At 57.4% G+C, this 24710-nt stretch carries 22 protein-coding genes; 19 read left to right on the top strand and 3 right to left on the bottom strand.

Annotated elements, in window-relative coordinates:
- The 8 genes from NHF56_RS15890 (at position 1) to NHF56_RS15855 (ending at position 8421) form a co-directional block, all read left to right on the top strand.
- Positions 1-630: a TetR/AcrR family transcriptional regulator gene (locus tag NHF56_RS15890; RefSeq protein ID WP_252806308.1), complete on the top strand. Its 630-nt coding sequence runs from the start codon at positions 1-3 to the stop codon at positions 628-630.
- Between the two features lie 287 nt (positions 631-917).
- Complete coding sequence (glpD, locus tag NHF56_RS15885) at positions 918-2432, top strand: glycerol-3-phosphate dehydrogenase (protein ID WP_252806306.1); 1515 nt, start codon at positions 918-920, stop codon at positions 2430-2432.
- Positions 2433-2469: 37 nt separating this feature from the next.
- Positions 2470-3558, top strand: a complete 1089-nt coding sequence (locus NHF56_RS15880; protein WP_252806303.1) for an ABC transporter ATP-binding protein — start codon at positions 2470-2472, stop codon at positions 3556-3558.
- Positions 3559-3572: 14 nt separating this feature from the next.
- A complete protein-coding gene (locus NHF56_RS15875) occupies positions 3573-4643 on the top strand; it encodes an ABC transporter ATP-binding protein (RefSeq protein ID WP_252806301.1) in 1071 nt (356 codons plus the stop codon).
- Positions 4644-4646: 3 nt separating this feature from the next.
- Positions 4647-5513, top strand: coding sequence for a carbohydrate ABC transporter permease (locus NHF56_RS15870; protein WP_252806300.1), 867 nt, complete (start codon positions 4647-4649; stop codon positions 5511-5513).
- 5 nt (positions 5514-5518) lie between these two features.
- A complete protein-coding gene (locus NHF56_RS15865; RefSeq protein ID WP_252806298.1) occupies positions 5519-6337 on the top strand; it encodes a carbohydrate ABC transporter permease in 819 nt (272 codons plus the stop codon).
- Positions 6338-6350: 13 nt separating this feature from the next.
- Positions 6351-6632, top strand: coding sequence for a DUF2160 domain-containing protein (locus NHF56_RS15860; protein ID WP_252806296.1), 282 nt, complete (start codon positions 6351-6353; stop codon positions 6630-6632).
- A 70-nt stretch (positions 6633-6702) separates the two neighbouring features.
- Positions 6703-8421, top strand: a complete 1719-nt coding sequence (locus NHF56_RS15855) for an ABC transporter substrate-binding protein (RefSeq protein ID WP_252806294.1) — start codon at positions 6703-6705, stop codon at positions 8419-8421.
- A gap of 84 nt (positions 8422-8505) precedes the next feature.
- On the opposite strand, the gene NHF56_RS15850 is transcribed toward NHF56_RS15855, so the two are convergent.
- Positions 8506-9528, bottom strand: coding sequence for a substrate-binding domain-containing protein (locus NHF56_RS15850; protein WP_252806292.1), 1023 nt, complete (start codon positions 9526-9528; stop codon positions 8506-8508).
- A gap of 173 nt (positions 9529-9701) precedes the next feature.
- Between NHF56_RS15850 and iolG the strand changes: the two genes are divergently transcribed.
- The 10 genes from iolG to NHF56_RS15800 all read left to right on the top strand — a co-directional run bounded on the left by iolG (position 9702) and on the right by NHF56_RS15800 (position 21240).
- Positions 9702-10694 carry an inositol 2-dehydrogenase gene (gene iolG, locus NHF56_RS15845; protein WP_252806290.1) on the top strand — a complete coding sequence of 331 codons (993 nt, stop codon included), beginning with the start codon at positions 9702-9704 and terminating at the stop codon, positions 10692-10694.
- 150 nt (positions 10695-10844) lie between these two features.
- Positions 10845-11765, top strand: a complete 921-nt coding sequence (locus tag NHF56_RS15840; protein ID WP_252806288.1) for a sugar ABC transporter substrate-binding protein — start codon at positions 10845-10847, stop codon at positions 11763-11765.
- A gap of 81 nt (positions 11766-11846) precedes the next feature.
- Entirely contained in the window at positions 11847-12953 is a 1107-nt protein-coding gene (locus NHF56_RS15835; RefSeq protein ID WP_373456322.1) for an ABC transporter permease, read from the top strand.
- A 1-nt stretch (position 12954) separates the two neighbouring features.
- A complete protein-coding gene (locus tag NHF56_RS15830; RefSeq protein WP_252806285.1) occupies positions 12955-13764 on the top strand; it encodes an ATP-binding cassette domain-containing protein in 810 nt (269 codons plus the stop codon).
- Between the two features lie 58 nt (positions 13765-13822).
- Complete coding sequence (locus NHF56_RS15825; protein ID WP_252806283.1) at positions 13823-14962, top strand: Gfo/Idh/MocA family protein; 1140 nt, start codon at positions 13823-13825, stop codon at positions 14960-14962.
- Positions 14946-16871 carry a 5-dehydro-2-deoxygluconokinase gene (gene iolC / locus NHF56_RS15820; RefSeq protein ID WP_252806282.1) on the top strand — a complete coding sequence of 642 codons (1926 nt, stop codon included), beginning with the start codon at positions 14946-14948 and terminating at the stop codon, positions 16869-16871. Before NHF56_RS15825 ends, iolC begins: the two co-directional genes overlap by 17 nt.
- Positions 16868-18700, top strand: a complete 1833-nt coding sequence (iolD, locus tag NHF56_RS15815) for a 3D-(3,5/4)-trihydroxycyclohexane-1,2-dione acylhydrolase (decyclizing) (protein WP_252806280.1) — start codon at positions 16868-16870, stop codon at positions 18698-18700. Before iolC ends, iolD begins: the two co-directional genes overlap by 4 nt.
- Before the next feature lie 10 nt (positions 18701-18710).
- Positions 18711-19607 (top strand): myo-inosose-2 dehydratase, encoded by an 897-nt coding sequence (gene iolE / locus NHF56_RS15810; protein ID WP_252806278.1) that lies wholly within the window; start codon positions 18711-18713, stop codon positions 19605-19607.
- Positions 19608-19628: 21 nt separating this feature from the next.
- Positions 19629-20435 (top strand): 5-deoxy-glucuronate isomerase, encoded by an 807-nt coding sequence (iolB, locus tag NHF56_RS15805; protein ID WP_252806276.1) that lies wholly within the window; start codon positions 19629-19631, stop codon positions 20433-20435.
- Positions 20436-20460: 25 nt separating this feature from the next.
- Positions 20461-21240 (top strand): TIM barrel protein, encoded by a 780-nt coding sequence (locus NHF56_RS15800; protein WP_252806274.1) that lies wholly within the window; start codon positions 20461-20463, stop codon positions 21238-21240.
- A 6-nt stretch (positions 21241-21246) separates the two neighbouring features.
- Here NHF56_RS15800 and NHF56_RS15795 read toward each other — a convergent pair whose 3' ends face one another.
- Positions 21247-22329 carry an ABC transporter ATP-binding protein gene (locus tag NHF56_RS15795; protein ID WP_252806272.1) on the bottom strand — a complete coding sequence of 361 codons (1083 nt, stop codon included), beginning with the start codon at positions 22327-22329 and terminating at the stop codon, positions 21247-21249.
- Positions 22330-22353: 24 nt separating this feature from the next.
- Positions 22354-23136 carry an IclR family transcriptional regulator gene (locus tag NHF56_RS15790; RefSeq protein ID WP_252806269.1) on the bottom strand — a complete coding sequence of 261 codons (783 nt, stop codon included), beginning with the start codon at positions 23134-23136 and terminating at the stop codon, positions 22354-22356.
- 217 nt (positions 23137-23353) lie between these two features.
- Here NHF56_RS15790 and NHF56_RS15785 point away from each other — a divergent pair, with 217 nt between their 5' ends.
- Complete coding sequence (locus tag NHF56_RS15785) at positions 23354-24601, top strand: ABC transporter substrate-binding protein (protein WP_252806267.1); 1248 nt, start codon at positions 23354-23356, stop codon at positions 24599-24601.
- The last annotated feature ends 109 nt before the right edge of the window (positions 24602-24710 follow it).

Raw genomic sequence — 24710 nt, 5'->3', positions numbered from 1 at the left:
ATGGAACAGGCTTCAAATGACAGTGGTTGGCGCGGATCTTATGAGGGATGGCTTGATGCCGCCTATGCCAGCCTGTTGGAGTCCGGCGTCGATTCGGTGAAAATCATGCCGCTGGCCAAGCGGTTGAACCTGTCGCGAACCAGCTTTTACTGGTTCTTCAAGGACCGGGACGAACTGTTGTCGGCATTGATCGCCCGCTGGCGGTCAAAAAACACCGGCAATCTCGTTGCGCAATCGCAGGCTTACGCGGAATCGCTGGCCGAGGCGATGCTCAACGTTTTCGATTGCTGGCTGAATGCCGACCTGTTCGATTCCCAATTCGAGTTCGCCGTACGTAGCTGGGCGCTGCAATCTTCCGACATTCTGGCGGAGGTTCGTGATGCCGATCAGGCCCGGATCGACGCCATATCGCGCATGTTCACGCGGTTCGGTTTTGACGAGGAGACAGCAGATGTGCGCGCCAGAGCGGTTTATCTCGTGCAGATCGGCTATATTTCCATGCAATCCCGCGAGGATATTGCGCTACGGATGAAGCGCATTCCGGAATATATTGCGATTTATACCGGCAAGGCTCCCGAGCAGCGCGAGCTTGACCGCTTCTACGCCCGGCATGGCTTTTCGCCCGCGTGACAGCATCCAAGGGCCCGCGGATTGTGCGGCGCACCGGGTCAATCCGGTTTCGAATTCGGCAAAATTGAAGGGGCAGGCCACTGCTCGTCAAATGGCACTGCGGCTCGAGCAAGCCTTGTCCCACGCCTATCTACGCAAAATGGCTGAGAAATTTCTGCATCCGGTCGTAAAAGAAAGCGAAACTCGAAATTTCGTTTGACATTCGTTTTGCTTTCGAAAAAGATATAGAAAATTTCGGATTTCCGAAATATTGCTGCAATGCGAAAGAAGCAAGGACTGAGAGCGAAGTGGCCACAGAGGTTGATTTCGACATTTTTGTCATTGGAGGCGGTATCAACGGTTCGGGTATCGCACGGGATGCTGCCGGACGTGGATATTCCGTCGGGCTGGCTGAAATGAACGACTTTGCTTCGGGCACATCTTCGGGCGCAACCAAGCTCATTCATGGTGGTTTGCGCTACCTCGAATATTATGAGTTCCGTCTGGTCCGGGAAGCGCTGATGGAGCGGGAGATTCTCTGGGCTTCTGCGCCGCATATCATATGGCCTCTGCGTTTCGTTCTGCCCTTTCATAAGGGCGGTATCCGCCCCGCCTGGCTCGTGCGTCTTGGACTTTTCCTTTATGATCACCTGGGCGGACGCAAGCTTCTGCCGCCGACGCGCACGCTTGATATGCGCACGGATTCTGCGGCCAAGCCATTGAAGCCGCTCTTCAACAAGGCGTTTGAATATTCTGACGGCTGGGTTGATGATGCGCGCTTTGTCGTGCTGAACGCCAAGGATGCAGCCAATCATGGTGCGTCTATTTTCGTGCGGACCGAAGTCACTTCCGCCATTTCGGAAAACGGTATCTGGTCAGTGACGCTGCGCGATCGGGCGAGCGGCGGAACCAAGCAGGTGAAAACCCGGATGCTGGTCAATGCCGGTGGCCCGTGGGTCGATAAGGTGATCCAGGGTGTGATGGGCAAGAACGACGCGCATAATGTGCGCCTCGTGCAGGGCAGCCACATCGTCATCCGCAAAAAGTTTGATGATCCGCGCGCCTATTTCTTCCAGAACCCCGACAACCGCATCATCTTTGCGATCCCTTACGAAAACGACTTCACCTTGATCGGCACAACAGACCGCGATTTTGAGGGCAACCCAAATTCTGTGAAGATCAGTGACAGCGAGATCGACTATCTCTGCGGTGCAGCCAGCGAATATTTTGCCGAGCCCGTGACCCGTGACGATATCGTGTGGACCTATTCCGCCGTGCGTCCGCTTTTCGACGATGGCGCTTCACAGGCGCAGGAAGCCACCCGCGATTACGTGCTGAAGGTGGAGCAGTCGGCGGGCGGGGCACCGTTGCTGAACGTCTTTGGCGGCAAGCTCACCACCTATCGCCGGCTTGCCGAACATGCGCTTGAGAAGATCGGTGAAACAATCGGCGAAAAGGGCAAGGCCTGGACGGCCAAAGCCACGCTCCCTGGCGGCGATTTTCCTCCAACCGGTTACCAAGATGAGGTTGCCCGGTTGAAGAAGGCGTTTGGCTTTTTGAAGAACGAACACGCCGCCCGCTATGTACGCCTTTACGGAACCCGTGCATGGGATATTCTTGGCAAGGCTGCCGGATATGAGGAACTTGGACGGCATTTTGGCGGAAACCTCTACGAGGCTGAGGTCAAGTGGCTCATGGGTGAGGAATGGGCGCGCACGGCGGAGGATGTTGTGTGGCGGCGCACGAAGGAAGGTTTGCGGCTCTCTCAGGATAAGATTGCTGCTTTGGAGGACTATATGTCAGGCGTGCTGAAAGCGGCCTGACGGAGGAAATAACGGCAGGAGGAGGCCGGGAAATTTCATGCTGGAATTGCGCAATGCCGCGAAGAAGGTGCGTGGGGAATATCATATTTACCCCAGCAGCCTGACGCTTGAACGCGGCACGCTGAACGTGCTGTTGGGTCCGACGCTCTCGGGCAAGACAAGCCTGATGCGCCTGATGGCCGGCCTAGACAAGCCGACGGAAGGCAGCATCTGGTTTGACGGTGTTGATGTAACCGGCGTGAAGGTGCAGTCGCGCAATGTTGCGATGGTCTATCAGCAATTCATCAACTATCCGGCAATGACCGTTTATGAGAATATCGCTTCTCCCATGCGGCTTGCCGGCAAGAGCGCCTCAGAAATTGATCGCGCGGTCAAAAAGACAGCCGACCTTCTCAAGCTTACGCCCTATCTTGATCGCACGCCGCTCAACCTTTCCGGTGGTCAGCAGCAGCGCACGGCGCTGGCGCGGGCAATCGTGAAAGGCGCAAGCCTCGTGCTGCTTGATGAACCACTGGCAAACCTCGACTATAAGCTGCGTGAGGAGCTGCGCGAGGAACTGCCGAAAATCTTCGCAGAATCTGGTGCAATCTTTGTTTATGCAACCACCGAGCCTTCGGAAGCCTTGCTGCTTGGCGGCAATACAGCAGCGCTGCACCAGGGTCGCATTTCGCAGTTTGGAAGCACCGTAGACGTCTACCGCAATCCAGCCGATCTGGTGACGGCGCAGACTTTTGCCGATCCGCCACTCAATGTGATGCAGGTGGAGAAAAAGGGCATGTCGCTGGTCAAGGATGGGGAACATCTGCTGTCAGCGCCGCCACATTTTGCAAGCATTCCGGATGGCCCGCTCACCGTCGCATTCCATCCCCACCAATTGGCGCTGGCGCCGCAACATGCGCAAGCTGAAAAACTCGACGCGACCGTGCGCATTTGCGAGATCACCGGGTCGGAGAGTTTCATTCACCTGACATTTGCAGGCGCGGATTGGGTGATGCTCGTGCGCGGAATTCATGATCTCAAAACCGATGCAGCCGTGACCATGTTCGTGGACACGCGGCATCTCATGGCATTCGACACATCCGGCCGGGCAATTGCCGCCTATGCGCCCGATGGGCATGCGGGCTGAGGAGGACAAAGACCATGGCACGCATCAATCTCGATCATATCCGCCATGCTTATGGCGCAAAACCGAAATCGGACGATGACTATGCGCTCAAGGAAGTGCATCACGAATGGGTCGACGGCGGCGCCTATGCGCTGCTCGGCCCATCGGGTTGCGGCAAGACCACGCTTCTCAACATCATCTCCGGTCTCCTGCATCCGTCAGAAGGCAAAATTCTCTTCGACGGCAAGGATGTGACAAACCTCTCAACCCCCGAACGCAATATCGCGCAGGTGTTTCAGTTTCCGGTGATCTACGACACGATGACCGTTTACGATAATCTGGCCTTTCCGCTCAGAAACCGGCGCGTGCCGGAAGCCGAAGTGGACCGCAAGGTGCGTGAAACGCTGGAAATTATCGACCTGACCGATTGGGCCAATCGCCGTGCAACGGGTTTGACGGCGGACCAGAAGCAGAAGATCTCGCTTGGACGCGGCCTCGTTCGCTCGGATGTGAACGCCATTCTCTTTGATGAACCGCTGACGGTCATCGATCCGCATATGAAATGGATGCTGCGCACCGAGCTGAAAAAGCTGCATCGCCAGTTCGGCCATACCATGGTTTATGTGACGCATGACCAGACCGAGGCGTTGACCTTCGCTGACAAGGTGGTGGTCATGTATGAGGGCGAGATCGTGCAGATCGGCACGCCCGATGAACTTTTCAATCGCCCGGCCCACACATTTGTCGGTTATTTTATCGGCTCACCGGGTATGAACCTGCTGCCCGCTAAAATTCAAAATGCCTCCGCGCAGGTTGGTTCGCAGACAATCGATCTTGGCTTTGCCCCACCTGCCGATGCGAAGGCTAAAATGGAGCTTGGCATTCGCCCTGAATTCATCACGCTCGGCGGCGAAGGTCTGCCAGTCACCATCAAAAAGGTGGAAGACACGGGGCGGCAGAAAATCGTGCGCGCCGAATTTGAAGGTCTGCCGATTGCCGTCGTCATGGATGAAGACGAGGCGCTTCCGACAGACGCAAAGATCAGCTTCAAGCCGGGCGGGGTCAATCTTTACCGCGATTCCTGGCGCGTGAACGGGGAGGCTTGAGCGATGGAAAAAACAGTCAATCAAAAAGCCTGGTTCCTCGTTATGCCGGTTCTGGTTCTCGTCATTTTCTCGGCGGCCATTCCGCTGATGACCGTGGTGAACTACTCGGTGCAGGATACATTCGGCAACAACCAGTTTTTCTGGGCAGGGACTGACTGGTTTTCCGATATGCTGCACTCAGACCGCTTCTGGGATGCACTGGTTCGAAACCTCATTTTCTCCTTCTTCATTCTGGCCATAGAAGTGCCATTGGGCATTCTGATTGCGCTCAACATGCCGAAGAAGGGTTTTGGCGTGCCGGTTTGCCTCGTCCTGATGGCGCTGCCGCTTCTCATTCCGTGGAATGTGGTGGGTACGATCTGGCAGGTTTTCGGTCGCGTCGATATCGGCCTGCTGGGCCACACGTTGGAAGCCATGGGTATCGATTATAATTACGTCCAATATCCAATGGATGCCTGGGTGACGGTCATCGTCATGGATGTCTGGCACTGGACAAGCCTTGTGGTACTGCTGTGTTATGCTGGCCTGGTCTCCATTCCCGATGCCTATTATCAGGCCGCGCAGATTGATGGTGCATCCCGCTTTTCCGTCTTCCGCTATATCCAGTTGCCGAAGATGAAGCGGGTTCTGCTGATTGCCGTGCTCTTGCGCTTCATGGACAGCTTCATGATCTACACGGAACCCTTCGTGGTGACCGGCGGCGGGCCTGGAAATTCCACGACGTTCCTTTCCATCGATCTGGTGAAAATGGCGATTGGTCAGTTCGACCTCGGTCCGGCTGCTGCCATGTCCCTGATCTACTTCCTCATCATCCTTTTGCTGTCATGGGTGTTCTACACCGTCATGACCAGCTCCGACGCGAAAGGTTGAACACGATGAACGACCATTCTGAAAAAGCGAAGTTCGGCTGGCTGGTGCCAACGCTCTACATTCTCTTCCTGCTGCTGCCGATTTATTGGCTGGTGAATATGAGCTTCAAGGAGAACACCGAAATTCTCGGTTCCTTCTCGCTCTATCCGCAAAATCCGACATTGGCGAATTACGCTGTGATCTTCACCGATCCCTCCTGGTATTCCGGCTATATCAACTCGATTATCTACGTGGTCTTGAATACCGTCATTTCCGTGTCGGTGGCACTGCCGGCAGCCTACGCGTTCTCGCGCTACACGTTCCTGGGCGACAAGCATCTGTTCTTCTGGCTGCTGACCAACCGCATGGCGCCACCTGCCGTGTTCGCGCTGCCGTTTTTCCAGCTCTACTCAGCGTTTGGCCTGATCGATACGCATATCGCGGTCGCTCTGGCGCATTGCCTGTTCAACGTTCCGCTGGCGGTCTGGATCCTCGAAGGGTTCATGTCCGGGGTGCCGAAGGAAATTGACGAAACCGCCTATATCGACGGCTATTCCTTCCCGCGCTTTTTCGTGAAGATCTTCATGCCGCTGACGGCAAGCGGCATCGGTGTGGCGGCGTTCTTCTGCTTCATGTTTTCCTGGGTGGAACTCCTGATTGCCCGCACGCTGACGACAACGGAGGCCAAGCCTATTGCTGCCACGATGACGCGCACGGTGTCGGCGTCTGGCATGGATTGGGGTGTTCTGGCTGCAGCCGGTGTGCTGACCATCATCCCCGGTGCGCTCGTTATCTACTTTGTTCGCAATTATATCGCCAAGGGCTTTGCCCTGGGTCGCGTGTGAGGGGGACCCGACTATGGATTTTTCATGGATGGCATGGACGCTGCCGACCGCGATCTTCTTCATCGTCATTTTCGCGCTCGTCGCCAGTATGGGAATTTGGGAATATTTCTCGCCTGGCGGCAATCCGCGCGTGGGCATTTTGAGATTTGAGACGACCAGAGGCGATCGTCTCTTCATATCGCTGCTCGGGTCAGCGTTCATCAATCTCGCTTGGCTGGGTCTTGTCGGGCCCAACCTTTGGTGGGCTCTTGCCTTGTCTGTGGTCTACGCAATTGGCGTATTCCGCTTTGTCTGAGGCTTGAAATATCGGACAGGCAACTGCCCGATCATAAAACTGCAATCGCTATGAACGGGAGGACACAATCATGCGAAGGCATCTTTTAACGTCAACAGCAGTCATGCTGCTGGCTTTCACCGGAACCGCATTTGCGGGAATGGATGAGGCCAAGCAATTCCTGGACACCGAGATCGGTGACATGTCCACGCTGTCGCGCGCGGATCAGGAAAAGGAAATGCAATGGTTCATTGATGCGGCCAAGCCTTTTGAAGGTATGGAAATCAAGGTTGTTTCCGAAACCATCACCACGCATGAATATGAATCGAAGGTTCTGGCTCCGGCCTTTTCTGCCATCACCGGCATCAAGATCACCCACGATCTGATCGGCGAAGGCGACGTGGTGGAAAAGCTGCAGACGCAGATGCAGTCGGGCGAAAACATCTACGATGCCTACATCAACGACTCCGACCTGATCGGCACGCATTGGCGCTATCAGCAGGCCCGCAACCTCACCGACTGGATGGACGGCGATGGCAAGGACGTGACCAGTCCGACGCTCGACATTGCCGACTTCATCGGCACATCCTTCACCACCGCACCGGATGGCAAGCTTTACCAGCTGCCCGACCAGCAGTTCGCCAACCTTTACTGGTTCCGCTACGATTGGTTTAACGACGAGAAGACCAAAGCCGATTTCAAGGCGAAATACGGTTACGATCTCGGCGTTCCGGTCAACTGGTCGGCCTATGAGGATATCGCCGAATTCTTCACTGGTCGCGACATGTCGTACGCTGGCGGACCAAAGAGCGTTTACGGCAATATGGACTACGGCAAGAAGGACCCGTCACTCGGCTGGCGCTACACCGATGCCTGGATGTCGATGGCCGGCATGGGCGATGAAGGTGAGCCGAACGGCCTTCCCGTCGATGAATGGGGTATCCGCGTTAACGACCAGTCCCAGCCTGTCGGTTCCTGCGTGGACCGTGGCGGCGCAACCAACTCGCCAGCGGCTGTCTACGCCGTGTCAAAGGCGATCGAGTGGCTTCAGAAGTACTCACCGCCCGCAGCAGCAGGCATGACCTTCTCCGAAGCCGGTCCGGTGCCTGCGCAGGGTGAAGTGGCCCAGCAGATGTTCTGGTACACGGCCTTCACCGCCGATATGGTAAAAGATGGTCTGCCGGTGATGAACGAAGACGGCACGCCGAAGTGGCGCATGGCACCGAGCCCGCATGGTGTGTATTGGACGCAAGGCACCAAGATCGGCTACCAGGATGCGGGTTCATGGACGCTCATGAAGTCGACACCGGTCGACCGCGCCAAGGCCGCATGGCTCTACGCGCAGTTCGTGACGTCGAAGACGGTTGATGTGAAGAAGTCCGATGTCGGTCTGACCTTCATTCGTGAATCCACGATCAACAGCCAGCACTTCACTGATCGCGCGCCCAAGCTTGGCGGTCTGGTCGAGTTCTATCGCTCGCCGGCCCGTCTGCAGTGGTCGCCAACCGGCACCAACGTTCCTGACTATCCGAAGCTGGCTCAGCTGTGGTGGCAGAATATCGGTGATGCCATGTCGGGTGCGAAAACACCGCAGGAGGCGCTTGATGCACTTTGCGCCGATCAGGAAAAGGTGATGGAGCGTCTCGAGCGTGCTGGCGTACAGGGCGATATCGGTCCGAAGCTGAACCCGCAGGTTGACCCGCAGGAATGGCTCTCCAAACCCGGTTCGCCAAAGGCCAAGATCGAAAACGAGAAGCCGCAGGGCGAAACCGTTTCCTATGATGAACTGATCAAGAGCTGGCAGAAGTAATTCTCCAGACCTGAAGATCACGGAGCCGGGGCGAGAAGTTCGCCCCGGTTTTCTTGTATTCAGATCGATACCGGAGAGCCGTTGTCAGGCGCTTTCGCGCGGAATGAGTGTTCCCAGGAACTTGCGGTCGAGATTGTTATCCTCGTCGCTTTCGAGAACTTCGACCAGATATTCGGCCATCGCGGTCAAAGGCTGGCGATAGGTCGTCAGGCGATAGTTGGGGCTGGCTGCCCCCGGCACATCATCAAAGCCTGTGACGGCGATGTCATCGGGTATGCGCAGACCAAGCTTGTGGCGAATGACGTCAATTGCGCCCATGGCCAGCGCATCGTTTTCACAGACAATAATATCCGGCATCTGGTCGCGTGGGCGTCCAACCAGCGCCTTGGTGACAATTTCGGCGGCTAGCGCGGGGTCATAGGCGACCACAGCCTCTGTTTCCGGCTCTGCGCCGAAATGCTGCTGCCAATAATCCACGAAGGTCTCCTTGCGCAGAAGGTGGGCGGAATGCGTGCGGGGACCGGCCAGAAACATCGGCTTGCGATAGCCCCGCTCATGCACATAATTGGCGATTTCCTTCATGGCGTGGATATCGTCCACGGCGATTGAAATCGTATTGGGGTTCTTGGAGTCGCGCGCAAAGATGATCAGTTTGTGGAAGCGGCGCGCATGCAGGGCCGCATCAACCACATCATCATCAAACTGGATGCCGATGAGAATGACCGCATCCACGCGCCTCTGGTTTGCATTGAGGAAGGCGTGCCCTGCATCGTCCTTGTCGAGTGTGTTGACCAGCAGGATATCCCAGCCGGTGCGCCGCAGGATCCGCGTCAGACGCTCCATCATCACCAGTTTGTGCGGATTGGCGAAATCGTCGATCAGAAGGGCCACCAGATTTGAGCGATCCGAGGCGAGGCTGGCTGCGCGAAGGTCCGGCACATAACCAAGACTTTCGGCGGCCATCATGACCTTCTGACGCGCCTTTGACGAGATGGAGGCGTCTTTCCTGAAGGCGCGCCCCACTGTCCAGCGCGACACGCCGGCTGCGGCAGCCACATCGTCCGCAGTCACGTTTCCGCCGTTGGCTGGCCTCTTTTCGCGCGCCACGCAGCTTTCCTCCTGGTTTCCGCTTCGCTTGAACACGACTGATAGACCCTTTTGTGCGCAAGACGCAAAACTCTTTTTTGCACGCGCGTGCATTTTACTCTTGCACGCGCGTGCAAGATTGTGTTTTATGACGCTCAAGACGGTCATAAGATCGCATTTCAGGGAGGATGAGAGTGCTCAAAGTTGGGTTGCTCGGCGCCGGTCGTATTGGCCGTGTTCACGCTATCAATATTGCCGGTCACGCAAGAAGCGAGCTAGCTGCTGTTGCCGATATCAATGCGTCTGCGGCTGAAGAGCTGGCCGGACTTTACGGGGCGAAGGCGGGTTCGCTGGATGACATTCTGGCCGATGACACGATCAATGCCGTGCTGGTTGCAACATCCACAGACACGCATTCTGACCTGATCGAGAAGGCGACTGCGGCCGGCAAGGCCGTATTGTGTGAGAAACCTGTTGACCTCTCGCTTGAGCGCGCGAAGCTCTGCCTTGAGCGCACCTCCGGCAACGGTCAGCCTGTCATGATCGGGTTCAATCGTCGTTTTGATCCGAATTTCGCGGCAGTCAAAGCAGCTTCGCTAGCTGGTGAAATCGGTAAGGCTGAGCTTCTTTCCATCACCTCTTTCGACCCCGCACCGCCGCCGGTAAGCTACGTGAAGGTGTCGGGCGGCCTGTTCCGCGACATGATGATCCATGATTTTGACATGGCGAATTTCATCATGGGCGATCTGCCAACCAGCGTTCACGCCGTCGGTTCGTCCATCGTCAACCCGGAAATCGGTGCCGCAGGCGATGTGGATACCGCTGTCGTGACGCTGCGCTATGCCGACGGGCGCATTGCGGTCATCAAGAACAGCCGCCGCGCGGCCTATGGTTACGATCAGCGTCTCGAGCTTCTGGGTTCTGAAGGCTTGTTGTCCGCCAATAACGTGATGATGAACACGGTTTCCAAATCCACCAATGCTGGTGTTGTCAGTGCCAAGCCGGAATTCTTTTTCCTGGAGCGTTACATGCGCGCCTATGTGGCCGAATGGGATGCCTTTGTGGCTGCTGTCCTTGATGGCGCAAACATTCCTGTCACGCTGGCAGACGGCGTTGCTGCTCTGGCTCTGGCGGAAGCTGCAACCCAATCCGCAAAAACCGGTGAGACGGTGGAGGTCTCGCTGTAAGGCGCGGGTGACAGACGGGAGCTCTGCTCCTGAACGGAATATCCGGGGATGCTGAGGGAAAGCATTTCCGGGTCGCTGACCGGCCCTATGGCCGGATGGATCGGGCATTCGAAGCTGAATTGTCCAACAAAACTCAAATGGGAGGAAAGTATGAAGAAGTTTCTTGCATCTGTTGCAACTGCTGCTGCGATTGCCATCGCAGGCCCGGCGCTCGCCACTGATATCGTCGTGGTGGCACATGGTCAGGCCAACGACCCGTTCTGGTCTGTAGTCAAGAATGGCGTTGCCAAGGCTGGTGAAGATACCGGTGCCAATGTCGACTTCCGTTCGCCGGAAACCTTCGACATGGTCGCCATGTCCCAGCTGATTGATGCCGCCGTCAACCAGGAGCCCGATGGCCTTGTGGTCTCCATTCCGGACGCTGACGCGCTCGGCCCGGCAATCGAACGCGCCGTTGCTGCTGGCATTCCGGTGATTTCCATGAACTCCGGTTCCGATGTATCCAAGAAGCTCGGCGCGCTTCTGCACGTTGGTCAGGACGAGTTCGATGCCGGCAAGGCAGCCGGTGAGAAGCTCGCTGAAATGGGCGGCAAGAAAGCCATCTGCGTCAACCAGGAAGTCGGTAACGTCTCCCTCGATCAGCGTTGCGCTGGCTTCTCTGAAGGTTTCGGTGGTGATGTCTCCGTCCTTCCGACCACCAACGATCCGTCTGAAATCGAGTCCAAGGTTTCCGCTGCACTTGCATCCGACGAGGCCATCGACACCGTGATGGCGCTTGGTGCGGCAACCGCGGGTGAACCTTCTGTGGCTGCTGCCAAGGCGTCTGGCCGCAAGGTCAATGTCGCTTCCTTCGATCTGTCAGCAAGCTTCCTGCAGTCGGTTGTTGATGGCGATGCAGCATTTGCCATTGACCAGCAGCAGTTCCTGCAGGGTTACCTGCCGGTGGTCTTCCTGGCGCTGAACGCCGAATACGGCCTGATGCCGGGCGGCAATGTTCCTTCCGGTCCGAACCTGATCACTGCCGACAAGGCCGCCCAGGTGATCGATCTTTCCGCGAAGGGCATCCGCTAATCGCAGGCGGCCATTTGTCAGTAAAGAACGGAGCGCTGCCTTTCGGTGGCGCTCCTGAAAAAGAAGTCTCAGGAGGCGCTTGTGAGCGATGCATCCACACAAATAGCCGATGAACGGGTCAAGACGGAATCGTTTGTCGCCAGGTTCATGAAGCGGCCGGAACTGGGCGCAATTGCAGGTCTGGTGTTGGTCGTCATCTTCTTTCTGGTGACCGCCGATCCCGCCATGTTCACGCTGGCTGGAACCATTAATTTCATGACACCCGCGGCCCAGCTCGGCATTCTGGCCATTGGCGCTGCCATGCTGATGATTGGCGGCGAATTCGACCTTTCCATCGGTTCCATGGTCGCCTTTTCCGGCTTGTTCTTCGCAACCTGCGCCGTCACGTGGGGGCTGCCGCTCATTGTCTGCATCCCGGCCACATTTGCGGTCGCCGCTGCAGTCGGTGCCATCAACGGCAATATCGTGATCCGCACCGGCCTGCCGTCGTTCATCGTCACGCTTGCCTTTCTGTTCATCCTGCGCGGCCTTTCGCTGGTTGGTCTGAAACTCGCAACCGGCGGCTCCACGCAGCTGCGCGGTGTTCGCGATGCCATCGAGGGCGATTGGCTTGCGCCGTTCTTTTCCGGTGATGCGTTCACCGGCCTGTTCCACAAGCTTGCACAAATGGGTGTCATCGACACATTCAAAAACGGCGCACCCAAAGTGCCGGGTGTTCCGGTGGAAATCATCTGGTTCGTGCTGATTGCGCTTTTCGCAACCTACATTCTGCTGCGAACCCCCGTGGGCAACTGGATTTTTGCCTCCGGCGGTGATCGCAATGCTGCCGCCAATTCCGGCGTTCCGGTCGACCGGGTCAAGATTTCGCTCTTCATGGTCACAGCCTGCTGTGCTGCGCTGGTCGCCATCATCACGGTTATCGATGCAGGTTCCACGGATGCACGCCGCGGCTTCCAGAAGGAATTCGAAGCCATCATCGCAGCCGTCATCGGCGGCTCGCTTCTCACCGGCGGCTATGGTTCGGCCATCGGCGCATTCTTCGGCGCAATCATCTTCGGCATGGTGGTGATCGGCCTGACCTACACCGATTTCGATCAGGACTGGTTCCAGGTCTTCCTCGGCGGCATGCTGCTGATGGCGGTCTTTTTCAACAATGCAATCCGCAAGCGCGTAACCGGGGAGCGTTGAGATGAACGAGCAGATCAAGAGCCAAAAGCCCGAGAGTGCGCCGATTATCGAAATGAAGGATATCGAAAAGCATTTCGGCAATATCATTGCGCTGGCCGGTGTCAGCTTCGATGTCCGTCCCGGCGAATGCCATTGCCTTCTGGGTGACAATGGTGCGGGCAAATCCACCTTCATCAAAACCATGTCGGGCGTGCACAAGCCCACCAAGGGTACCGTTACCCTTGATGGCAAGGAAATGCATTTTGCCTCCACCCGTGATGCTATGGAAGCCGGTATTGCCACCGTGTTCCAGGACCTCGCGATGATCCCGCTGATGAGCGTGACACGCAATTTCTTCATGGGCCGGGAACCGACCAAGGGCTGGGGACCGTTTCGGCGGTTCGACATTGAGATGGCCAATGAAGTGACCATGGAGGAAATGCGCAAGATGGGCATCAACCTTCGCGGTCCCGACCAGGCGGTCGGCACGCTTTCAGGCGGCGAGCGGCAGACGGTTGCCATTGCGCGCGCGGTTTATTTCGGGGCGAAAGTGCTGATCCTCGACGAGCCGACTTCTGCACTCGGTGTGCGCCAGACCTCCAATGTTCTGGCAACGATTGACCGGGTGCGCAAACAGGGTGTCGGCGTGGTCTTCATCTCGCACAATGTGCGCCATGCACTCGCTGTGGGTGATCGCTTCACCGTGCTGAACCGCGGTCAGACGCTCGGCACGGCCAAACGCGGCGAAATCACAGCATCCGAACTGCAGGACCTGATGGCAGGCGGGCAGGAGCTTGCCGATCTTGAAGGTTCGCTCGGCGGAACGGTTTGATCAAAAGGCGCGGGCGGACAAGCTCTGCCCGCCTGTTTCATTCCCTTTGGAGGAAAACATGTCACATCCAATGCCAAAGAACGCGCTGGGCGTGGCCCTGATCGGCACCGGCTTCATGGGCAAATGCCATGCGCTGGCCTGGCGCAATGTGGCCGCCGTTTTTGGTGGCGCGCATCCGCGGCTGGAAGTGCTGGCCGATTTGACACCGGAAAGTGCTGATGCCCACGCTGCCCAGTTCGGCTTTGCTCGCGCCACAGCGAGCTGGCAAGAAGCGGTCAGCGATCCCAATGTCGATATTGTTTCCATCACCTCGCCAAACGGCATGCATCGCCCGATGGCGGAAGCCGCACTTCAGGCCGGAAAGCATGTCTGGCTGGAAAAGCCCATGGCGCTGACCCTGGACGATGCTGATGCCATGGCGAATATGGCCGCGTCCCATCCCGGCCAGATGACGATCCTTGGTTACAACTATCTGCGCAACCCGGCCTTTCAGGCCGCCCGTCAGATGGTGGAGCAGGGCGTCATCGGGGTGCCGCTCGCTTTCCGTGGCGTTTATGATGAAGACTATTCCGCCGATCCCAACCTCCCTTGGTCATGGCGGATGACTCACGAGGCTGGCGGTCTGGGTGCCCTTGGCGACCTCGGCTGTCACCTCGTGAGCCAGATGATTGCCTTGATGGGGCCGGTCAGCGAGATTGTCGCCCAAACGCAGATTGCCGTTCCCTTGCGGCCTTCGCCTGATGGACCAAAGGTGGTGGAAAATGAAGATAGCGCCATGGCGCTCATCAAGTTTGCCTCCGGCGCGCAGGGCTCTTTTGCCACATCGCGTGTGGCGCGCGGGCGCAAATGCCGCCTTCAGTGGGAGGTGCATGGGTCTGAAGGCACGATTGTGTTCGATCAGGAAAACATGAACGAGCTTTGGCTCCACAGGGCAGGTGAGGCGGGCTTCACCCGCCATCTCACAGGTCCCGCGCAACCGGATTTTTCGGCATTTTGTCCGGCTCCCGGCCATAATTTCGGCTTTAATGAGCAGAAGGTCATCGAGGCGCGCGATCTCTTGAGCGCCATTGCCGGTGGCCCGCCTTGCGGCCCGGATTTTGCGCAGGGGTTGGAGATCGAAAAAATCATTCACGCTATGGCCGGATCCAACGGCCAGGTTATTCGCATTGAAAGGCAAGAGAGTGAAAAAGCCGCTTGATGTCATCACCATCGGCCGTTCGAGCATCGACCTTTATGGCGCCCAGATTGGCGGGCGTCTGGAAGATATGGGCTCGTTTGAGAAATATATCGGTGGCTCGCCCACCAATATTGCCTGCGGCAGTGCGCGTCTCGGTCTGAAAACCGGGCTCATTACCGGTGTCGGCGATGAGCATATGGGCCGCTTCATCCTGGAGCAGTTGAAGCGCGAAGGCGTTTCCACGCAAGGCGTGAAGATCGACAAGGAGCGACTGACGGCGCTCGTCATCCTCGGCATTCGTGACGAAGACCAATTCCCGCTGATCTTTTACCGCGAGAACTGCGCTGATATGGGGCTGACGGAAGCCGATATCGATGAGGACTTCATTGCTTCAGCGCGTTGCGTTGTCGTCACCGGCACGCATTTGAGCAATCCCCGCACAGAGGCGGCGGTTATCAAGGCATTGAAGCTTGCCCGCAAGCATGGCCTGCGCACAGCGCTTGATATCGATTACCGCCCCAATCTTTGGGGTGTTGCAGGCCATGGTGACGGCGAGAGCCGCTTTGTGGAAAGCGCAAAAGTCACCGCCAAGCTGCAAACGACGCTGCATTATTTCGACCTGATTGTCGGCACCGAAGAAGAGTTTCACATCGCAGGCGGTTCGACGGATACGTTGGAAGCGCTGAAAGCCGTGCGCGCTGTCAGCGCGGCAACGCTTGTCTGCAAGCGCGGCCCGCTCGGCGCATCCGCCTTTGAAGGTGATATACCGGACAGTCTGGACAAGGGGCAGGTGGGGCAGGGTTTCCCCATCGAGGTGTTCAATGTCCTGGGTGCAGGCGACGGCTTCTTCTCCGGTCTTCTGCGTGGCTGGATAACCGATCAGGACTGGCCGACAACGCTGAAATTTGCCAATGCCTGTGGTGCATTTGCGGTCAGCCGTCATGGTTGCACACCAGCGTATCCAAGCTGGGAGGAATTGCAATTCTTCCTGCAACGCGGCGTGGTCCGTCCGGATTTGCGCAACGATCTGGCTCTGGAGCAGATTCATTGGTCGACCACACGCCACACCCGCGTCAATGGCGATTGGTCTTCAATGCGCGTCTTCGCCTTCGACCATCGAAAACAGCTCGAAGAGATGGACGGCTACAGCCAGCAAAAGGGTTCGGCCTTCAAGGAACTTTGCCTCAAGGCCGCCAGGGATGTTCAGGCAGGACGCGATGGTTATGGCATTCTCTGCGACAACCGCATAGGCCGCTCTGCGCTGCATGCTGCCTCTGGTTCCGGCCTGTGGATTGGCCGCCCGACAGAATGGCCAGGTTCGCGCCCGCTAACGCTCGAGCCCGAACTTGGCGCAGACTACGGCGGGCTTAACCAGTGGGCGCGCGAGAATGTGGTGAAGGTTCTCTGCTTCTGCCACCCGGATGATGATGCCGCCACCCGGCGTCACCAAGAGAGTACGGTCAAGCGTCTGTTTGAAGCATCCCGTCGCAACAATCTGGAATTTCTTCTCGAGATCATTCCCTCCAAGGTGGGTGGTGTGCGCGAGGACACCGCAGCCCGGCTGATCCACCAGTTCTATGAAGTCGGTATCTATCCCGACTGGTGGAAGCTGGAGCCGATGAAAACCAGGGCGGCCTGGGAATATACAATCGAGGCCATTGAAAAGCACGACAAGCACACGCGCGGCATTGTGGTGCTCGGGCTCGATGCACCAGAGAAAGAACTCGCTGCCAGCTTCGAGGTTGCAGCCGGTTTCCCATTGGTGAAGGGCTTTGCCGTTGGCCGCACGATTTTTGGCGATGCAGCGCGCAGCTGGCTGAAAGGCGACATGAGCGACGACGAGGCGGTCTCGCAGATGGCCGGACGATACCGGCGGCTTTGCGAAATCTGGGATACTGCGCGCGCAAAAGCAGGAGTAATGGCGGCATGAACACAATCAGACTGACAGCGGCGCAGGCCATGGTGAAATGGCTGGCAGCGCAGATGACAGAAGATGGCGAGCGCTTTATTGACGGTGTCTGGGCAATCTTTGGCCACGGCAATGTTGCGGGTCTGGGCGAGGCCTTGCAAAAGGCCGGCAATGCCATGCCCACCTGGCGCGGCCAGAATGAACAGACCATGGCGCATGCGGCGATTGCCTATGCCAAGGCGAAAAAGCGCCGGCGCATTCAAGCCGTGACCTCATCCATCGGGCCTGGCGCAACCAATATGGTGACAGCGGCTGCATTGGCCCATGTCAACCGCCTGCCGGTTCTTCTCATCCCCGGCGATGTCTTTGCCAATCGTCGGCCCGACCCCGTTTTGCAACAGGTGGAAGACTTCGAGGATGGCACGATCTCTGCCAATGACTGCTTCAAGCCCGTCAGCCGCTATTTCGACAGGATTATGCGCCCGGAACAGCTTTTGACAGCACTTCCGCGTGCACTGCGCGTGATGACCGATCCGGCCAATTGCGGCCCGGTAACGCTATCCTTCTGCCAGGATGTTCAAACAGAAGCCTATGACTGGCCAGCGGAGTTCTTCGAAGCCCGCACCTGGCGCATTCGCCGTCCCGCACCTGATGTGCGTGATGTTGAAGACGTGGTTGCCGCGATCAAGGCGGCAAAGAGGCCGGTGATCGTCGCCGGTGGCGGCGTAATCTATTCCGATGCTGAACAGACGTTGGCGGATTTCGCCACGGCGCACAACATTCCGGTGATCGAAACACAGGCTGGCAAGTCCGCGCTTGCGCAGTCGCACCCGATGAATTTCGGTGCGGCGGGTGTTGATGGATCGGCGGCAGCCAATGCGCTGGCGCGCAAGGCCGATCTGGTGATCGGTGTTGGTACGCGTTTTCAGGACTTCACCACCGGCTCGTGGTCGTTGTTTGAAGCAGCTGGCCGCAAGCTCGTGTCCATCAATGCCCACGGTTATGATGCAGATAAACATGGTGCCATGGGTCTTGTGGCCGATGCCAAAGTGGCGCTTGAAATGTTGAACACGGCTTTGGGCGATTATCGTGCGGCAGCCCCTGACGCAGCGTTGCGGGCAGAATGGCTGGCAGCCGTTGATGCCCATTGTGCCGCGCCGGAAGTAGCGGGTCTACCAACCGATGCGCAGGTGATTGGCGCAGTGCAGCGTGCCACCGGCGAGGATGCCATCGCCATGTGCGCGGCAGGCACAATGCCCGGCGCACTGAAACTTCTCTGGCAGCCAAGCCAGGGCGGCTATCATATGGAATATGGCTATTCCTGCATGGGCTACGAAATTGCCGGTGCGATGGGTCTCAAGCTTGCGCGGCCGGAGCGCGAGGTCATCTGCTTTGTCGGTGATGGCTCCTACATGATGGCCAATTCCGAACTCGCCACCGCCGTCATGCGTAAGGTGCCGTTCACCGTGGTGCTGACCGACAACCGCGGTTACGGCTGTATCAACCGCCTGCAGCAGGCAAGCGGCGGCGAACCGTTCAACAACCTTTACCAGAATTGCAATGTCGAACAGCAGCCGGAAATCGACTTCGTGGCCCATGCGGCTTCCATGGGCGCACATGCGGTCAAGGCGGCAGACATTGCCGACCTCGAAGCGAAGGTCGCCGAAGCGCACAGCCGCGATATCCCGACTGTCATCGTCATTGAGACCGACCCGACCGAGGGGCCGGGCTTTGGCGAGGCGGGCCACTGGTGGGATGTTGCCGTTCCCGAAGTTGGCTCCACCGAAAAACTGAAACAGGCCTACGCCCGCTATCTTGCAGCGGCGGCCCGGCAAAATCTTGTAAATTAAAGGACATTCCATGATCCGCTTCGGCACCAACCCCATTGCCTGGGCCAATGACGACGACCAGACGCTGGGCGCACATATTCCAACTGACCAAATTCTCCGCGAGGCCTCTGAAATCGGTTTTGACGGGATTGAAAACGGCCACCGCTGGCCGGATGACCCAGAGGCGCTGAAACAGCTTCTCGGTTCCTATGGCCTCACCTTCATTTCCGGCTGGTACTCGCTCAACCTGCTGACCCAATCGGTGGAAGACGAGAAAAAGGCCATCCAGAAACATCTCGACAAGTTGAAGCACAATGGCTGCGATGTCTGCATTGTCTGCGAAACATCGAACTCCATTCAGGGCCTGCAAAAGCCGCTTTCGGAAAAGCCTGTTTTCTCAGCCGACGAGATGAAAGCCTTTGGCGCGAAGGTTGAGGAACTGGCGGCCTTCACCGCCGCGCAGGGCATCAAGCTCGTGTATCACCACCACATGGGAACGGTGGTGGAAAACCTCGCCGAAATCGATGCGTTCATGGCGGCAACCGGCCCGGCGACGCGCCTGCTGTTTGATGCCGGACACTGCTATTTCGGGTCCAATGGGGCAGACCCTACGCCGGTTCTGGAAAAATATGCTGATCGTGTCAGCCATTTTCACGCCAAGAATGTTCGCCCTGCGGTGATGAAACAGGTCCGTGAAACCGGCATGTCCTTCATGGACGGCGTGCGCGCAGGCGTGTTTACGGTTCCGGGTGACGAGGAGGGTGGCGTTCAATTCCCGCCGCTTCTCAAAATCCTCAAAGATGTCGGCTATTCCGGCTGGATTGTGATTGAGGCCGAACAGGATCCGGACCAGCGCAATCCGTTCGAATATCAGTCGCTCGGATTGAAGACCTTGAAGACAGCGGCGTCCGAGACCGGCCTGATCTGAGGCTTCGGAAAGGAAATGATGATGAGCAATCTCCAGCGCAAACCCTTTGGCAAACACGGCAAGGTGCACGACATCACGCCGCAATCAGCTGGCTGGCGCTTTGTCGGTTTCGGCCTTTATCATCTGCGGGCAGGTGAAAGCGCCTCCGAAGCCACCGGCGACCGCGAGGTTATTCTGGTGATGATTGAGGGCAAGGCGTCGTTTCATGCGGCGGGCAAGGATTGGGGCGTGCTTGGCGAGCGCATGAGTGTTTTTGAAAAGTCGCCGCCCCACTGCCTTTATGTGCCGAATGGCAAGGACTGGACGGCGAAAGCTGAAACAGATTGCGTCATCGCCGTGTGTTCAGCGCCGGGCAATGGCGGTCACGAAGCCCGCCGCATTGGTCCGGATGGCATTACGCTCACCGAACGCGGCAAGGGAACGAACACGCGCTACATCAATAACATCGCCATGGAAAACGAAGACTATGCCGACAGCCTTCTGGTGACGGAAGTTTTCACCCCGGCTGGCCATTGGTCCTCCTATCCAAGCCACCGGCATGACGAAGACGATTTCCCGCGGATCACCTATCTGGAGGAGACCTATTACCATCGGCTCAATCCAGCAGACGGTTTCGGCATACAGCGTGTCTATACTGACGATCTGCAATTGAACGAAACCATGGCTGTCGCTGATGGCGATGTGGTCCTGGTTCCCCGCGGGCATCATCCGTGCGGCGCGCCTTACGGTTTCGAAATGTATTATCTCAACGTCATGGCGGGGCCGATGCGCAAGTGGCGTTTTGTGGCCGCTCCCGAAGTTGAATGGATCATGAAGCGCGACGCGTGAGCAAGGGACTGAGGGAGAGAGTGACATGAGCCAGCCTTTTCAGCTTGCTGTCTGTGCGGAAATGTTATGGCCTGACAGGCCCATCGAATGGCGTGCCGCGCGGCTGAAGGAGATGGGCTTCGGCGTCGGTCTCTGGAACTGGCCTGGCCACGATCTCGATGCGCTGGAAAAGTCCGGCGCGCATTTCACCATCATGAACGGTTATCTCGAAGGTCGGCTTGCTGATGATGAAGGGGCCGATATGCTTTTGAAATCGGCGGCGGAAACGATCAAAGTTGGCAAGCGCCTTGGTGTTGACCGGTTGAATCTGCATGGCACGGGGCTCGGGGAGGGCGGAATCCCGATCTGGCAGCATGAGGTTGTCACTGGACAAATGTGGTTGAAGGCACGCGACACCTTGCACCGCATCTGTGATTTGGCCGAGGCCGAAGATGTTTCCTTTGTTCTGGAAAACCTGAACCCGCTCGATCATCCAGGCTGTCCCTTCGGTTCGACCGAGGATGTTCTGGCGCTGGTTTCGTCGGTCAACCGGCCGCAGCTCAGGATCAATCTCGACCTCTATCATACGCAGATCGGTGAAGGCGATCTGATCCGCTGGTGCGAAAATTGCCTGCCGTGGATTGGTGAGGTGCAGGTTGCGGATAATCCGGGCCGGTTTGAGCCGGGTACAGGCGAAGTCAATTACAAGGGCGTTGCTCTCGCGCTCCAGGAGATGGGCTATCGCGGTCCGGTCAGCATGGAAGCCTACGCGTCAGGCGAAGCGGAAGCCGCACTTGAAGCCTTCCGCAACGCCTTCACGCTTTGAACATTCTCAGCGGATGCGCAAACCCGTCTTGGGATCGAAGAGGAATGCGCGCTGCGGATCAAAATGTGCCGTGTAAGCCTGACCTGGCCGTGCATTATCGCCTTCATGAAGTCCCACAATCAGCGGATCGTCGGTGGATGCGCCTGCATAGGCGTAGGAAACCCCGCCAAGATATTCGATCACATCGATATGGGCATTGATGTGGGCGCTGCCGTCCGCGCTGAAATGTTCCGGTCTGATGCCGACCACGACCTCCTGGCCGGCGGTTGCTGCAGTAATGTCTGTTACGGCAAAAGGGGCGCTCTCAAAGCCGGTCAACTGCACCGTCGCAGCGCCGTTTTCGTGCGATACGACCTTGGCGTTCATGAGGTTCATTTTGGGTGAGCCGATGAAGCCCGCCACGAACATATTGTCGGGATTGCCGTAAAGTTCGAGCGGCGCGCCCACCTGTTCGATGCGTCCGGCACGCAGCACCACGATCTTGTCGGCGAGCGTCATGGCCTCCACCTGGTCGTGCGTCACATAGATCATCGTGGCCTTGAGATCGCTGTGCAGCTTGGCGATTTCCAGCCGCATGCGCACGCGCAGCTCCGCATCCAGATTGGAGAGGGGTTCGTCGAAGAGGAAAACTTTCGGCTCGCGCACAATGGCCCGGCCAATGGCCACACGCTGGCGCTGGCCACCCGAAAGCTGTTTGGGTTTACGCTCAAGCAGCTGTTCGAGATGCAGAATCTGGGCTGCCTTTTCAACGCGTTCGCTCACCACACGGGCGTCGGTTCCGGTCATGCGCAGTCCAAAGCCCATGTTCTCTTTCACCGACATATGCGGATAGAGCGCATATGACTGAAACACCATCGCAACGCCACGATCAGCCGGCTCAATGCCGGTGACATTGTTTTCGCCGATAAAAATCTGGCCGGCGCTGGAATCTTCCAGGCCGGCAATCAGGCGCAGCAGCGTCGATTTTCCGCAGCCGGATGGGCCGACAAAAACACAGAATTCGCCGGATTTGATGGACAGATCCACGCCGTGGATCACATCCACCGATCCGAAGGATTTCTTCAGTTTCTTCAGTTCAACATCTGCCATTCTGGTTCCTCCCAAAAATTTGTTTCAGCCACGCGGGCCTAGTTTCACACTCATGTCTTCAGCAATTTGTGCAGCCGTTTCACGCACGAGCCCAGACCAGTTTTCAAGCTGCGACATGGGCACGCGATAGACCGGCGCGGTGATGGAAATGCCTGCATAAATCGATTTTGCAGTTTCGGAGATGATGGGCGCTGCAACACAGTGAATACCCGTTTCATGCTCCTCGCGGTCGAACCCGTAGCCTTTGCCGCGAATGTCTTCGATTTCACTGCGAAAGGCTTCCGCATCGGTAATCGTCGTCGGCGTAAAGGTCCGAAATTGAATATTCTTGATGCGCTGTTCGGCCTCATCGGCAGGTAGAAGCGAAAAGGCTGCTTTGCCGACACCCGTACAAAAGCAGGGCGAAACATTGCCGATCTGGCTGTGCATGCGCACTGCCTGACGGGATTCCACCTTGTCGAGATAAACCACATCCACCCCTTGCAGCACGCCAAGGTGGATCGTCTCGCCCACCTTGTCGTGCAGGGCGGCAAGATGCGGTTCGGCAATATTGCGGAATTTGTTCCCTGCCCAGGCGTTAGATGCAAATTGCAGCAGTTTCAGCCCCAGTTCGTAGGAGTGATCCGGGTTCGTATGCAGCAGGCCTTCGTCAACAAGATTGGAAATCTGCCGATGCAGCGTGCCGCGCGGCTGATCAACCAGCGCCAGAAGATCGGTAAAGCGCAGCGGACGCGGCGAAGACGCAACGGCTTCCAGCACGGCGATAGCCTTTCCGAGCGTGCCGGTGTCAGATGATTGCTTTGCCATATTCCTCCCTCAAGCGGTCTCCACACCGCTCTTGACATTCTGCCAATATAGGCGATAATTCTGAATAGTCAAACACTATTCCAAATAGTGGAATTATTTGACTGGGCTTCGCTTTCTCGTTTGGAGGCTTCGAACGGATGGGAGATCGGTTCGGGCGGAGCGGTTTTTACTTTCAGCGCGGTCAGGCGACCGTCGCGAAATCGGGAGGATTGATTTTATGAAACATTATGCAAGGACAGCCGTATTGGGCTTTGCGACTGCGTCGCTTCTGGCGTCGGTGGCATTCGCCCAGCAGCGCGTGGTGAAGTACAACGCCGACTATGATCCCATTCCGCTTGCGGGCATGGAGGCCATCATCGCTGACTTCGAAGCGGCCAATCCGGATATCGACATCCAGCTCACCAATTTCGACCACGAGGGTTACAAGACCGCGATCCGCAACTTCCTGTCTGCCGATGCGCCTGATCTGGCCAATTGGTATGCGGGTAACCGTATGGCGCCCTTCGTCAATGCCGGTCAGTTCACCGATGTCACCGACGTTTGGGACGAAAACGGCCTGAATGAGGCATTGGCCTCATCCGCCCCCTCGATGACCATGGACGGCAAAAAGTGGGGCGTTCCCTACACCTACTACCAGTGGGGCATTTATTATAACCGCGACGCCTACAAGGCTGCCGGGGTGGAGCTTCCGGGCGACGATGGCGTGACCTGGGACCAGTTTGTCGAAAACTGCAAGAAGTTCTCAGAAGCGGGTATCGATTGCATCACCACCGGCACCAAGGCGCTCTGGCCGGCTGCAGGCATTTTCGACTATCTTGATCTGCGCACCAACGGCTATGATTTTCACATGGAGCTGACCTCCGGCAAGATTCCGTGGACGGATGACCGCGTGAAGGCCGTGTTTGCGGAGTGGGCCAAGATCCAGCCCTACATTACCAAGAATCATGCGGCGATCGACTGGCAGGACGCTGCAGCACTGATGGTTCAGGGCAAGGCCGCCCATTACATCATGGGCAATTTCGCGGTTGGCAACTTCAAGGAAGGCGGCATGACCGATGAAAATCTCGGCTTCATGGTATTCCCTGAAATCACGCCCGGTATTCCGCGCGCTGAAGAAGCACCGACCGACACGATTCACATTCCCGCCGGTGCCAAGAATGTCGAGGACGCCAAGAAATTCCTTGCTTTCGTGACCTCGCCGGAGGCGCAGACCAAGTATAACGCTGCGGTCAACCAGTTGCCGACCAACAAGAATGCGCAAGTGGGCGACGATCCTTTTCTGCAGGCAGGCTTCAAGATGCTGTCAACGGCTGACGGCGGTATCGCGCAATTCTTCGACCGCGATGCGCCGGCTGAAATGGCCAAGGTCGGCATGGAAGGCTTCCAGCAATTCATGGTCCAGCCGGATCAGCTCGACAACATCCTCGAGCGTCTCGAGAAAGCACGTCAGCGCATTTACAAATAACAAAATCGCTTGCCGGGCGGCCCCGTCGGTCGCCCGGCCTTTTCGTTTGGAACCTATGGCAATCTCCGTCTCGCGGCAGATGGTTGCCCGGAGGAAACACGCATGACCG

It is taken from the genome of Rhizobium sp. L1K21 (genome assembly GCF_024055895.1).
Lineage (GTDB): Bacteria > Pseudomonadota > Alphaproteobacteria > Rhizobiales > Rhizobiaceae > Ensifer_A.
The sequence above is the reverse complement of the archived record's forward strand: the minus strand, read 5'-3'. Positions and strand labels throughout refer to the sequence as shown.